General features: G+C 36.5%; 11 protein-coding genes, 1 tRNA gene, 1 other RNA gene and 1 pseudogene. 8 read left to right on the top strand and 6 right to left on the bottom strand.

The features are described 5' to 3' along the window. The first annotated feature begins 20 nt into the window (after positions 1-20). The 3 genes from HN643_02960 (at position 21) to HN643_02950 (ending at position 6,117) form a co-directional block, all read left to right on the top strand. A complete protein-coding gene (locus HN643_02960; GenBank protein ID MBT7500601.1) occupies positions 21-5,402 on the top strand; it encodes a hypothetical protein in 5,382 nt (1,793 codons plus the stop codon). A gap of 134 nt (positions 5,403-5,536) precedes the next feature. Next, on the top strand, positions 5,537-5,767 hold the full coding sequence (locus tag HN643_02955; GenBank protein MBT7500600.1) for a hypothetical protein: 231 nt from the start codon (positions 5,537-5,539) through the stop codon (positions 5,765-5,767). 273 nt (positions 5,768-6,040) lie between these two features. Beyond that, a tRNA-Asp gene (locus HN643_02950) sits at positions 6,041-6,117 on the top strand. A gap of 49 nt (positions 6,118-6,166) precedes the next feature. Here HN643_02950 and rplT read toward each other — a convergent pair. The 5 genes from rplT to smpB all read right to left on the bottom strand — a co-directional run bounded on the left by rplT (position 6,167) and on the right by smpB (position 8,690). Then, a complete protein-coding gene (gene rplT / locus HN643_02945) occupies positions 6,167-6,556 on the bottom strand; it encodes a 50S ribosomal protein L20 (protein ID MBT7500599.1) in 390 nt (129 codons plus the stop codon). A gap of 85 nt (positions 6,557-6,641) precedes the next feature. Next, positions 6,642-6,842, bottom strand: a complete 201-nt coding sequence (locus HN643_02940; protein ID MBT7500598.1) for a 50S ribosomal protein L35 — start codon at positions 6,840-6,842, stop codon at positions 6,642-6,644. Between the two features lie 73 nt (positions 6,843-6,915). Next, positions 6,916-7,482, bottom strand: coding sequence for a translation initiation factor IF-3 (locus HN643_02935; GenBank protein ID MBT7500597.1), 567 nt, complete (start codon positions 7,480-7,482; stop codon positions 6,916-6,918). Between the two features lie 163 nt (positions 7,483-7,645). Beyond that, positions 7,646-8,035: a transfer-messenger RNA gene (gene ssrA, locus HN643_02930) on the bottom strand. Between the two features lie 199 nt (positions 8,036-8,234). Beyond that, positions 8,235-8,690 (bottom strand): SsrA-binding protein SmpB, encoded by a 456-nt coding sequence (gene smpB / locus HN643_02925; protein MBT7500596.1) that lies wholly within the window; start codon positions 8,688-8,690, stop codon positions 8,235-8,237. A gap of 217 nt (positions 8,691-8,907) precedes the next feature. Between smpB and HN643_02920 the strand changes: the two genes are divergently transcribed. The 5 genes from HN643_02920 to HN643_02900 are packed head-to-tail and all read left to right on the top strand — an operon-like array spanning position 8,908 to position 13,399. Next, entirely contained in the window at positions 8,908-9,969 is a 1,062-nt protein-coding gene (locus HN643_02920; protein ID MBT7500595.1) for an AI-2E family transporter, read from the top strand. Positions 9,970-9,979: 10 nt separating this feature from the next. Then, the gene (locus tag HN643_02915) at positions 9,980-10,414 is read left to right on the top strand and encodes a hypothetical protein (protein ID MBT7500594.1); all 435 of its coding nucleotides are present in this window, start codon (positions 9,980-9,982) and stop codon (positions 10,412-10,414) included. Positions 10,415-10,417: 3 nt separating this feature from the next. Beyond that, entirely contained in the window at positions 10,418-11,179 is a 762-nt protein-coding gene (locus HN643_02910) for a hypothetical protein (GenBank protein MBT7500593.1), read from the top strand. A 12-nt stretch (positions 11,180-11,191) separates the two neighbouring features. Further along, positions 11,192-12,295, top strand: coding sequence for a serine protease (locus HN643_02905; GenBank protein MBT7500592.1), 1,104 nt, complete (start codon positions 11,192-11,194; stop codon positions 12,293-12,295). Between the two features lie 57 nt (positions 12,296-12,352). Further along, positions 12,353-13,399 carry a hypothetical protein gene (locus HN643_02900; GenBank protein ID MBT7500591.1) on the top strand — a complete coding sequence of 349 codons (1,047 nt, stop codon included), beginning with the start codon at positions 12,353-12,355 and terminating at the stop codon, positions 13,397-13,399. Between the two features lie 376 nt (positions 13,400-13,775). Here the strand turns inward: HN643_02900 and HN643_02895 are convergent. Beyond that, positions 13,776-13,911: pseudogene (locus HN643_02895) on the bottom strand (DUF58 domain-containing protein).

The following is a 13,911-nucleotide window of genomic DNA, read 5'->3' as shown; positions in this document are numbered from 1 at the left end:
TTTAAAAGAGTAAATTTTAAATGGAAAAGCTTAAGAAAAAAATTAAGTGGATTAATTTAGCCACTGTGCTGATTGTAATTATATACAGCGCTAGTTTTAATTTTCTTCCAGGTGACACCCCATCTTTGACTATGCAAAAGGCACAAGCTTCTAGCTGTACCTCTGCTGGTGCTGGTGCTTGGGCTACTGTTGGTACTTGGAGTAATTGTGCTAGCACAGTTCCTCAGGTGGGGGATAGTGTGACTGTAAGTCATGCTGTCGATATTGGAGATTATACTATTAATGAAGTTGCTAATATTACGATTGCGAGTGGTGGAACGTTGACACAAAGTAATATAAACACTCAGACAATATCAGGAACATTGACCGTCGAGTCAGGAGGGACATTAAATCATGGAAATAATTCCACCACACATGTTTATGAAGTTGATATCACTGCTGCAAATATAGATGTCCAGTCTGGTGGCTCGATCAATGTATACGCACTGGGTTTTGATGGTGGTGCTAGTGGTGGTGGTGGTGCTAATGGTTATGCTCCAGTTGGTACTGATGGTGAAGGAAAATTTGGAGCAAATCAAGGTGGTGGTGGTGGTGCTCATTATGGAGCTGGTGGTGTTGGTGATACTGACAATGCAGGTGGTTCTGCATATGATAGTGCAACAAATCCAATATATCTAGGAGCTGGTGGTGCTGGTGCAGCTGATTCTGGTGATAATTCTGCTTTGGGCGGGGCTGGTGGTGGTTTAATTATATTGAATGTTTCTGATACTTTGACTGTTAATGGTACAATCACGGCTGCTGGTAGAAACCCTTGGCATTTTTTAGACGGAGCTGGTGGTGGCGGTGGGGGTGCTATAAAAATCACTGCAGGGACTGTTACTGGAACACCGATATCAGTCTCGGCAAAAGGTGGTAACGCTAGTGATGCTAGTGGTGATGATGGTGGTGGTGGCGGTGGTGGAATTATTTATATTGCTTATTATAATACAAATAGTATCTCAACAGTTGATGTTAGTGGTGGTACAGCTTATGGGGTTGCTACTGCTGGTAGTGCTGGTATTTTTACTGATGATCCTCTTAATTCGGTGCCAACTGTGACGATTAATTCAGCGGTACAAAAAACAGATGGAACTGGCACAGTCGATATTTCAGTTGAGGTTGATGACGGTGATGATGATGATGTTATGTTGAAAGTTGAATATAAAGCTGGATCTGATTGTAGTAGCGGGACCAGTGACCCAACAATGGATGAAGCTGTAAGTTCTACAGCAGACACCAGTGATAGTGGAGGCGTGCCAAGTGTTGAAAATGATGATACATATCAAATAGGTACAACTGCTACTTATAGGATTGATACCGGATCGGGTGCGAACACAGTAACTTTTGACTGGTCTACTGCAACTGATGTAGCTTCTGCGGACGGTACTTACTGTATTCAAATAACACCTAATGATGATGTGGTTGATGGTACAGCTGTGACAACAACTTTAACTCTAGATAATGTGGCTCCGGTGTCATCAGGTAATCTGACTTTAGATACCGTTACGACAAGCACAATTGTTCATACTCTAGGTGCAGTTGGCACAGATACAAATTTAAACGAATACAATGTTTACTATAAAGCTGGTGCCTCTGGTGTCGCTACTTCGGATACGTTGGATGTTACTATTGCTTCAGGTTCATATACACAAGGGGGTACTAATGAGATTGGAAGTTTAACTGCAAATACTCAGTATGTGGCTAATATCTGGACAGAAGATGATTATGGGCATCTGAGTAATGCGGTTGAAATTGCAAAGTATACTGCTGCGAATCAAGTTTCAGGGGTTGGATTGGCCGATGCGACGACAAAAGCTAGTTATCAACAGACTTTAACTTGGACGGATCAGTCGCAAACGGGTTTAAAAATTGAACAAGATACTGATTGTGATGGATATGAAACAACCTTGTTTGATAACGTTTCAGATAATTCTAGCAGTCCGTACACAGTTACCAGTTTAAGTGCGGCTACTTGTTATAAATTTAGATTTTCATCATATAACGGAGATGGTACTTTGAACACCGCCTCAACTCCAGAAACGGCAGAGATAATTACCCCGCCTGCTCGGCCAACTGGATTGGCATCTTCTGCGGGAGATACCAGATCAATTGATTGGAATTGGGATGATGTAGCTGGGGCCACTGATTATTATGTATATAGATCTTCTGATGATTCTTTAATTGGTTCCGTCGGCGCAGCTACAAGTAATTATACTCAAACAACAATTACTGATGGTGGGGATTCTTTAAGTGCTAATACTCAATATACAGTTTATGTTAGAGCCGTTAATGCCAAAGGTACAGGGATTGCTTCAAGTACAGCCAGTGCCTATACTGACGCAGATGCACCGACTAGTTTAACTCACAGTGCTAATACGACGGCTTCCATTACGTGGGGCTGGAGTAGTGGCGGTGCTCAAGACACATATTATGCCAGTACTTTAACGCCTTCAGATAATAGTGGATGGATTCCCGGAATGTCTTGGGCTCAGTCAAGTTTGTTAGCAAACACAGCTTATGAAGTGTCAGTTAAAGCGCGTAATGAAGATTTAACTGAAACTTCTTCGGTGACGACAACGGTTTACACCTCCCAGAATACACCAACGGGAATTAGCACAAGTAGTATTTTAATTGACAGTATAACTATGAGTGCTTTAGGAACTTTGGATAATTTAACTTCAGGTGGTTCTGGTTTGTATTTTGAAAATGTTACAGCGGGAACAAATTCAGGTTGGGTACAAACAAATTCTTGGCAAAATACAGGTCTAAGTGAGTCGACAACATATCAATATAGAGTTAAATCTAGGAATGGTGATGGAGAAGAGACTTCCTTTTCTAGTGGCACAAATGTTAAAACTTTGGGAGCTCGTTCTGGTGGCGGTGGTGGGAGTGATCCAGCGCCAGCACCGATACCTGTACCAATACCAGATCCAGTGCCAGAAATAGAGCCTCCAATTTTAAATGAACCAGCTGATGGAATAGTGACCAATAACAATGAGCCATATGTAATCGGAGCTTCTGCCGAGGGTTCAATGAGGGTAGTCATTTATATTGATAATATAGAAGTTTATTCATTTGTGTCACAGCCAGATAAAAATTTTGTTTGGCAGGTAGGTGATTCATTGATTGATGGATTGCATACAATTAAAGTTGCTAATGAAGATGTTTGTTCAGATATTCATACTGTTTTAGTTGATACTAATCCGCCAGATGCGCCATCAATTACCTTGATGTCAATTATTGTTGGAGAGGAAGTTGATAATAAAATTGGGGCGGATGTCACTATTTCGGGAAAAATTAAAGCTGACACAGAACAAATTTTAATATATTTAGATGATACTATTTTGATTGATACGATTGAAGTTGATTCTGATAGTTGGCGCTATTCATTTGAAGATAGCTATTATCCTGGTGAACATAAAGTTTCGGTTAAGGCGATTGATGAAGCTGAAAATCTTTCAGTTGAACCAACCGAAGAGTCATTTTTCTTAGTTTCTTCACAGCCACCGGTTGATGATCCGGTTGACGAACCGGTTGATGAGCCGGTTGATGAGCCAGTTGACGAACCAGTTGATGAACCTGGGGATGATCCAGTCGATGAGCCATTTAACGAGCCAGCAGCTGACGAACCAATTGATGAACCAATTGATGAACCGATTGATGATCCAGTCATTCCTCCGGTTGTTCCCCCTATAAAACCAGTTGTTCCACCAGTAATTCCAGAAGCAGACGGAGGACAAGCTGATGATTTACAACCAGGCGATGATGGTCAGCCTGGTGATAATGACGATGAAGGACCAGGAGAACCAGTAGTGCCTTTGCCGGTAGTACCAAATACAGGTGACGATGGAGGAGTACCGGTTGTTGATGATTGGCAAGGCCCGATTGTTAAAGACGATATTATTGATGTGGTCGTCGGTCAAAGTCATGTTCCAGATAATATTAAATTGGATCCTGAGTTGATTGAAATTTATGAAGATATTGATGCAAAAAAATCTTGGGACAAAACAGAACAAGAGATTAAGTTTGAAATAATATATGAAACTGAAAAGTTAATGGATGGCAAGGTTGTGCAAAGTACAACAAAAGGAATTGCTAAAGTTATCAGTGTGATCACTCGGGTTGATATAGTAAAGGCGCAACAGCAAGTTGAAAAATCAGTTAAGGCGGTAGTTAGGACGACTAAAATTGTTCAGAAAGCGACCGTTGATAATCCAGCTTTGGAAAAAGCAAATGAGACAGTGAAAACTCCAGCAGCAGCTACAGTAACTGCAACTTCAGTGGCGTCACTAGCTACAGTTGGAGCAACTGGTGCAAGTGGAGCAGGTGTTTTAACATATTTACAGTTTTTATTCACTCAGCCGTTATTACTTTTAACTAAAAAACGAAGACGAGGCTGGGGAATTGTTTATGATGCGGCCAGTAAAAAGCCGGTTGATTTAGCGGTGGTTCGAGTTTACAATGCGGAAACTAAAAAACTGGTAAGAACAAAAGTAACTGACAAGGCTGGTCGTTATGAATTCATACTTAATCCTGGTAAATACTATGTTGAGGTTCAGAAAAAAGATTACAAGTTTCCATGTAAATTATTAAATAATGTACAAAAGGATGGACAGTTTGAAGCCGTATACTATGGTGAAACGATTGAAGTTAGAGAACGTGATGCGATTGCTATGCCAATCGCTATGGATCCAGTTAAAATGGTTCAAAAAGGGGAAAAAGTATTGAAGTTATATTGGTTCAAGCGAATGCAAACATTACTTACTCTGATCGCACCAGTGGCCGCTATTATTTCATTTATCATCAATCCAAGTCTAAAGTTTGCGTTATTGATTATCGGACAAATTGTTTTATATTTGTTGTTTAATCGACTGGCTAAAGGTGACAAGCCAAAGAGTTGGGGGCTGGTTCGAGATGTGGAAAACAAAAAAACACTGAGCAGAACTATTGTTAGAGTGTTTGAAACTAGGTTTAATAAATTACTTGAAACTCAAGTTACTGATAGCAAGGGACGTTATGCCTTTTTGGTTGGTAATCAGGAATATTATGTTACTGCTGAAAAGCCTGGTTATTATCAGAAGCGCAGTGAGGTGTTTAATTTAGAAAAAGAAACCAGTGGTTATTTAACAGAAGATTTTAAGTTAAGGTCGCATAAGCTGGGCAAGGGAATTGAAGAAGCTCAGAAAAAAGATCAGCCAGTTACTTTGCGCACTGGATTAGGACAACAAAAAGAAGAGGTTGTCGAAGGTAAACAAAAAGTGGTGAGACCAGAGGGGCAAAAGTTTAAAGGGGAAATTAAAGACGTTGATTTAAATGAGATGCATGAAGATTATTATAATTTAGATTCATTAAATAAAAAATAAATATGTTTAAACCAAAACAGCATACAATTTTTTGGGTAATCAACTTAGTGATGTTTTTCGTGGTTTTAGGCGGTTGGTTAATTTATCGTGTTTTAACAGATAATTATGCCGTGGCCGGCTTTTAATAAAAAAATATGTTAGAATTTTTTACTTACAAAAGAACTTTAGCCTTGGTGGTTTTAATTTGTGCATTTTGGGTAGTCGTCATTCTTTATCGAGTTGGTAAGGGGGAGGTGATTAAGAAAGTAGATTTTTGGAGGTCCAAATGGAAAATTGTTTTGTTCTGGTTTATAATCGCCGCCCTGGCTTTAGTGGTTTTGTATGTTTTGGTATCATTAGGACTACTGGAAGTTGACGTGGGATAAATTTTCTCCAATAAAAAAATACTCAGTAGAAGAAGAAAAATTCTTCGCTTGCTGAGTATTTTTTTATTTTGTTTTACTTCTTTTTTGCAGTCTTTTGATTTGTGGAACTTTAAAACCAGTACTGCGTTTCTTGTTCTTTTTTGCCATAATGAATTTTTACGATTTATGTGAAGAGTATAATATATATTGATAATTTTGGCAAGTGCTGGTTTTGTCAACAACAACTCTTGACGTCAAGAAAGAAAAGGAGTATATTACAAACACAATTTGTCTGGATCGGTGGTGTAGTTGGTTAACACACCTGCCTGTCACGCAGGAGATCGCGGGTTCGAGTCCCGTCCGGTCCGCCATAAAAACACGACGTTTGTCGTGTTTTTATGATATTCTTGAATGTGAATTTTATTTAACTTGTTCTGCCTCAGCTTTGACTGCCTTGGGTTTATCGCCTTTAAGGGTTTTAACCAGCTTAGCAAAAATTTCAGTGTTATTTTCAGCTATGTCCGCTAAAACTTTACGATCTAGTTCAATTTTATTTTTCTTAAGCAAGTCTATAAATTTACTGTAGCTTAGATCAAATACACGAACAGCAGCGTTAAGCTTAATCTGCCAAAGTCTACGCATAGACCTTTTTTTTGCTTTCCGATCTCTGTAAGCGTAACTACCAGCTTTAAGAATTGCAGTTTTTGCTAATTTGATCAGGTTTTTTCTACCATGACGATAGCCTTTAACAGCTTTAAGGATTTTTCGTCTTTTCTTTACATGAGTTGTACCTCTTTTTACTCTTGGCATATATATTTACGTATCTCGTGTCCCGTATCCCGTATCCTCTACTTAAGTATGGAGTATGTGTTATGGGTCACGCGCTATTGGTTATTTAATTATGTGGAATAAATCTTTGAATATTTTTAGCTAGCTTTTTGTTGTCAACTGTAGTTGAGGTTCTTTTGCTTCGAGTGACTTTTCCTGATTCACGAGCATTAAAATGACCTTTGCCAGCTTTTTGTTTGATGACTTTCTTGGTTTTTGTAATTCGAAATCTTTTTGCAACAGCTTTTATAGTTTTTTGTTTACTCATATAGATAGTTAAATGGATAAAGGTGCTAAAGGATATAAATGTAAATCATTTATTCCTTGGTGCTTTATCTTTCTTATTCAGGTTTATTTTCTTGTGTAGTTTCAGGTATTAGAATAATAAATAGTTTGTTGCCTTGTCTACTGGTGTCTTGTTCAACTTGAGTAGGAATCTCAAGCTCCTTAACAAACTCACTGATTATATCCCTGGCTAAGCCTTGGTGGCGCATTTCTCGTCCACGCAGGATTAACTCAACTTTAATTTTGTGACCTTTATTTAAAAAATTGTTAGCTTGTTTAAGTTTTGTATCTTTGTCATGTTCTCCAATTTTCATCGACATGCGAATACTTTTTACATCTTTACTTTTGCTTTGTGATTTTTGTTTTTTGAGTTGTTTTTCTTTCTGATATTTAAAACTCCCATAATCCATGAATTTAGTTACAGGTGGCTTAGCAACAGGGGAGACTTCAACTAAATCAAAACCTCTTTCTTGTGCCATTTCCAATGCTTTTTTGGTTTCTAGCACTCCTAATTGTCCACCTAGTTCATCAATCACTTGAACTTCTAAAGCTCGAATTTGATGATTGTAGTTGAATCTTTTTTGGGGTGTAACTCTTTTTTTGAATTTGTAGGATTTTCTCATGGTTATCTTTAATGTTAGTCGTTTGCTTCAAAGTGAAACGATATAGGCTCTTTGTATACGAAGTTCTTCTTCGTTTTTTGAAAAATTAATAAATAGCTGTGCCATTCGGAGTTCGAAAAAATCAATAAATGGCTGCGCCATTCGTAGCTTGAAGAGCGAAGAATGGTGGAGATGGCGGGAGTTGAACCCGCGTCCAGTCAATTAATCAGAGTGAGTCTACAGAAATAGTTTACCTTATTTTGATCAAGAATTCAACCTCAAAGGTTAACAAAAGGATTGAATCTCTAGCCTTATAATAGTTTCAGTTATAATCTAAGGCGTTTTTATAACCTAGCTTGCAAAATGACACCGGTGATTGCTTAGCAAGCATCAGCAGACCGATGGCGACCGTTTAAAAAATTAAACAGCAGCTGGCACAAGGCTTGGCATTGTAAACAATGATGTTGCCTTGCTAACAAGTTTATTTGCACTTGTAGTTTTGACATATTTAATGAGTAACGTCACCTCATTCTGCACACAATGAAAGGATTAACTGTCAAAGCCCAGCATCCCCGAAATATTTGTTCGTTCAGATGTTTACTTAAGGTTAAATATAACCAACAAATATTTCGGGGTAAATTCTAATTTCTAAAATTCTAAATCCTAATTAAGTTCAAAGTCTAAAATTCAAAATTTGAGTTTAATTTACGTTTTAAATTTGATTTTCGCACTTTGTTTAGGATTTGGAGAATTAGTGCTTGGAATTTATTAATTTAGTATTGTTGTTTCAAGGTTCTTCTAATTTCTCTAGCTACATCTTTATTCTTCTTGGATTCTTTTTTCTCGAAAAGTTTCTTACCTCTAGCTAGGCCAATTTCAACTTTCACAAGATTGCGTGTAGTATACACCTTAAGAGGTACAATTGTCAAGCCTTTTTGTTCCAGTTTTCCAAGTAAAGCCTTTATTTCAATTTTATTCAAAAGGAGTTTTCTTGGTCGTTCAGGGTCATAGTTTGGCAAAGAACCCGCAGGTTTGTATTTGCTGACGTGGGCTTTAATTAAATAAAGCTCAGGTTTGGGGTTGTATTGAATGCTAATATAAGCACCTTTTAAGTTAATTTGCCCATCTTTAATAGACTTAGCTTCATAGCCTTTTAAAACTAAACCAGCCTGGTATTTGTCCAGGATTTCATAACTAAAACCAGCTTGTTTGTTTATAATTGACTTCATGTGCTTATTATAGATGTTAAAATTAATTATAGCAATCAATATGATCTAATAAAATTTAGCAATTGTCAAGTATTCTTGTTGTCATTGTTTTCAATTTATTATATAATATAGTTGGAAAATACACATAACACATAGCACATAACACGACACACATAACACGGTACTCCAACTTTAGTATTTGATACGTGATACGTGATTCGTGATTCGTGATAATTATATGCCAGACAGAGAACGACAGCTGGTTGATTTGTCAATTATGTCAATTGTCAAATTTTTTCTAGTTGTTATATTTTTATTTTTCCTTTATTTAATAAAGGAGGTTTTAGCAATTTTATTTGTGGCTTTAATTTTAGCTTCAGCAGTTGACCCTTGGGTTGATGGTCTGGAACGAATTAAGTTCCCACGCTGGTTAAGTATTTTGATGATTTATATTGGTTTATTTATAATCATTTTCTTAACGGTTTATTTAATTATCCCACCAGTTACGGAACAGATTGGACAGTTATCAACAAATTTCCCAGATTATTTTGAAAAAGTTGGTGGAGTTTTTGATAGTTTGAAGAATTTTTCTGCCGAGCATGGAGTAACAGGTGAATTAGATAGAGGGATAATGGCATTGAGGGATAATGTGTCTGGAGCTTTAGGTTCTGTTTTCTCTACGGTAGCTGGAATTTTTGGTGGAATAGTTTCTTTTTTCATTGTGCTGGTCATTACCTTTTATATGACAGTGGAAGAAAGTTCCATGAAAAGAACGGTAACTTTTATTTTGCCAGACAAATATCAACCATTTACATTGCAGCTTATTAATAAAGTGCAGCGTAAAATTGGAGATTGGTTGAAGGGGCAATTGGTTTTGTGTTTAATTGTTGGTGTAATGGCTTATATCGGTTTATTAATATTGGGAGTTAACTATGCCTTAGTTCTAGGACTTTTGGCGGCAGTTGGTGAATTCATTCCATATTTAGGGCCTACCATATCTGCCATTCCTGCAATTTTCTTGGCTTTTACCCAGTCACCAATAAAGGCTTTGTTTGTTTTAATTTTGTATGTTTTAATTCAACAAGTTGAAAATAATATTTTAGTGCCAAAGGTGATGCAAAAAGCGGTTGGTCTGAATCCGATTATCAGTATTATTGCACTTTTAGTTGGTGCTAAGACGGCGGGACTAATTGGTGTTGTTTTAGCTATTCCTGTTGCGACAGCCATTAGTGTGATTGTTCGTGAACTTTGGAGTACCAAAGAAGTAGTTGATGAACTTATTGAAGAAGAAAAAATTTGAATTAAGTAATATGAAGAAGCACGTTAAGATTTCTCGTAATATTTCCTCTGTTTTTTTAATTCTACTATTTGTTTTAACTGCAGTAGCTTATTTTTTTGCATTTCAATATTTTGAGAAGGAATTAAATTCTAATCAAATCGAAAGCTCAACAACATTGACAGAAGTGGAGAACTTTGATAATCAACAATTAGACTTGCAGGCAGATATAAAACGATTTATCGATGTTTACTTTCAGCAAGAATTTACGAACCCAAAAGATAGGTTGCAGTTTGTCCAAGTTGAATATATGAGATTTCTGGATTACCAAATGTCAAATGAAGCGGAGCAGAATCTGCAGATTGAATTTGTCACTATTCTAGGAAAAATGATTGATAAAATAAATAATCAGAATTTCGACTTCCAAGAGGAAGATCAGCAACTAGCTGACTTTTATCAGAAGCAATAAAGAATGTTTGTACTTAGAAGAATAATTATTTTGTTTATTCCAGTTATCTGGATAATCGGTCTTGAGCTGGTTCGCAATAATCATGGTTGGCTATGGTGGACGATGGTTGTTTTTTTGCTGTATTTAATACTAGCTGTTTTTATGCTTGGGCAGGTTAGATTAAAACAGTCGTTTTTTCAGTTTTTGATTATGCCGGTTGTTTTTTCTACGGTTAGTTTCATTTTTATGTTATTTTTGGTTGATACTTGGGCGTTTCATTTCTTTGCGATTTTGACTGGTTTGGCAATTTATTTCTTATTGAATCAATATTTTGTGTTTGTTAATTTTCCTTATAAATACCAGCCATACACTTTAGAAAGTTTAACTTTTTATATTGGATTATTATTAATTTATTTTATGTTTTCTGCAGCCTTTGCTGGGCAAATATTATTAAAGCTCAATCTCTGGTTTTTACTGGGTTTAGTGGGGCCTTTATTGGGAGTAGTTTTATATCATTTTTTCTGGATACATAAAATAAATTTCAAAAAAAGTTGGCTTTTTATTGTAGCAATAATTGTGACTTTATTAGAATTAATGGTTTCGGTTGGTTATTTGCCAACTAGTTATTATGTAAATGCTTTTATTTTAGCAGTGGCAGCATATATTATGCTAGGGTTAAGTCGAGAATTTATTCAAAAAGCACTAGACAGAAAAAAGGTTATTAGCTATTTGTCAATCAGTGGATTATTATTATTATTAATTTTAACAACAGCCCAGTGGGGTTAAAGTATTTAAATTATGCAGAAAAAAAAGTTTTATATTTTTGTGACAATTATTGTTGTTTTGGGTTTTTTGGGTGGTGTGGTTGGCGAACTTTGGATTAATAGTTTTTTGATGCCAGATCCATATTTAACTTTTAGAAGTTATTCTGATTTGTCATATAAGATTGATGAATTAGTTCAGGACCAACAGCAAGTTAAAAACTTGGATGAGAATGAGATTGCTGTGCAAAAAATGTTAGAAAAGGTTAATCCAGTTAACGTAAAATTATATAAATATAAAAATTTCAGTCCTGGTTTGTTTAATACTTTATTGCCTGGAGAGTTGATTGCTCAAGGTGTAATTATTACAAGCGATGGCTGGTTAATGACGACTAGCTCAGCTATAAATAAATACTCTAAATTTTGGGTAGTTACTGATGACCATCAGGTTTTTGTTAGCCAAGCATTGGTTATCGACAAGCTGACAGACACAGCTTACATAAAAGTTGAAGCTAGTAATTTGCCTGTTGCAGAATTTGCTTTGCGCAATGATTTGATTAATGGTCAGCCTTTGTATGTGTTTGATGATCAAACAGGAATACTAAATTCTTCAGTTCAAAATTTGATTTATAATAATGCAGTAGGGCTTAATGATTATATTCATAGCAGTGAACAGTTTTATAAGTATATTACTTTAGCGGATTCATTGTCAGTGAATTTTTTAGGTAGCCCCGCGGTCAATTTAGATGGCAAGGTGGTTGGTTTAGTTCAAAATGTTAATGGTAAAATAATCCCAATTAATCATTTGACAGCAGTGATGAAAACAGTTGTCAAAGGAGAGGACTGGGTGCAACCATATTTAGGGATTAGGTTTTATGATTTGAGTGAAATTATTAGTCCTGAAATTAATACTAAAAAAGGAATTCAGATTATTAATCAAGGAATTAGATCTAATAGTCCCGCTATTGGAAAGTTGTTTGTCGGCGACATTATTTTAAAAGTGGAAAGCGATGAACTTAGTAGCCATGTTAATTTGCCAGAAGTGTTAGCACAGTACAAAGCAGGTGATACTGTTAAGTTTTATGTTAAGCGTGATGATCAAGATTTAGAAATAGAGGTTGAGCTGGGTCCACAGAAATGAATTTTGTCAAAGCCGCTTTAATTTGATATAATAAAGGCGATTTAAAATAAAAATTTTATGGAAAATGTAACTAACATAAATCATTATGAAATTGTTCGGCGCGATTGGCGCAAAGTGCTAGTGATTGGTTTGTTAATAGTCTTAGTTGGATTAATTATTTCTATTATTCAGCCGTTCATGTATCGAGCTTCAGTGAGCATTTACATAATGCAAAAATCTAGTTTTAGTATTGATGCTTATAGTGCATCAAAATCTGAAGAAAGGATTGCCAATAAGTTATCACCAATTATTCTTTCCAGTTCATTTTTAGAAAAAGTCGTTTATTCTGGTTTTGATATTGATCAATCTTATTTTCCGAAAGATGAATACAAGCGCAGAGAAAAGTGGAGCAAAACAGTTGAAACTTCTGTTGTTGGTGAAGCTAGCAAATTAGAAGTTCACGTGTATCACCAAGATCCTGGCCAAGCTTTGCAGATTTCTAATGCTATTACTTATATTTTGACGCAACAAAAAAGAGAATTCATTGGAATTGATGATGTGGATTTAAAGGTTTTAGATTCACCTTTAGTTTCTAAATACCCAGTTCGACCTAATGTTGTCTTGAATTTATTACTAAGTTTACTTGCAGGATTAGCTTTAGGTGTTGCTTTTGTAATAATGACCTATGACCCAAGACAGGATAAATTGTTTGGCATTCATGGGGACTCAGAGACAGAACCACATTTGGTTGAATATGGGGATGTTCCAGTTGATGAAAGTGTAGAAGATGATCTTGAAGAAATTGAGGATATTCCAGAAATTGAGGATTTAGATGATGTTGAAGAGTTAGCTGAAATTGAGCAGTCTGAGGACAAGGCTGTTGAACAAGAAGAAACACAGGTAGAAGAGCTAGAATTACCTGATATTGGTGAGCAATTGGAAGAAGAACAGGAATTAGAAGAAGAATTTGGTGAAGACGCTGAAGATTTGCATATTGAGTCAGCTGATTCTGAATTATCACCACCAGAAATTCCCGATAATGAAGATGATTCACAAAAAGACAGTAATTTGCCTAAGTTTAGTGGAGAAGACGAGTATATAGGAATGCCTGATCTAGACAAATAGTAATTTAAACCTACTTATATATAAATCAGACTGAAATTTATAATAGTCTGATTTTTGTTTTAAAAGTAAAAGGGGTTATACTTGACATAATTTAACATGTATGCTATAATGCAAAGTCAATAATATGATGGGAGGAAAGTACTTTAAAATATTTCACATCTTTTGATGTGCTGAAATAGGGGATCACAATGAAGGTGAAGATAATCATTAAACGGAAACAAACGGAGGAAGCGATGAAAGAGCTAGTTGCATGTATTTTCTGTGGTCGTGACATTGAGAAGGGTTCAGAAAAGTGTCCTCATTGCCAGAAGGAGCAGAAGGTCCCGACGGATACCGCTACCAGTCTTGCGGCTGATGCAGTTTCCGATGCCCCGACCGAGCCTGCTGGTGACGGAGCCGATGCTGGTGATGCCGGTGACGGAGCCGATGCTGGTGACGCTGGTGACGGAGTCGATGCTGGTGCCGCTGGTGACGGAGCCGATGCTGGTGATGCCGGTGACGGAGCCGATGCT

It is taken from the genome of Candidatus Falkowbacteria bacterium (assembly GCA_018674305.1).
Classification (GTDB): Bacteria; Patescibacteriota; Patescibacteriia; order UBA11705; family JABHMO01; genus JABMRF01.
This window is presented reverse-complemented; position numbering and strand designations above follow the sequence as displayed.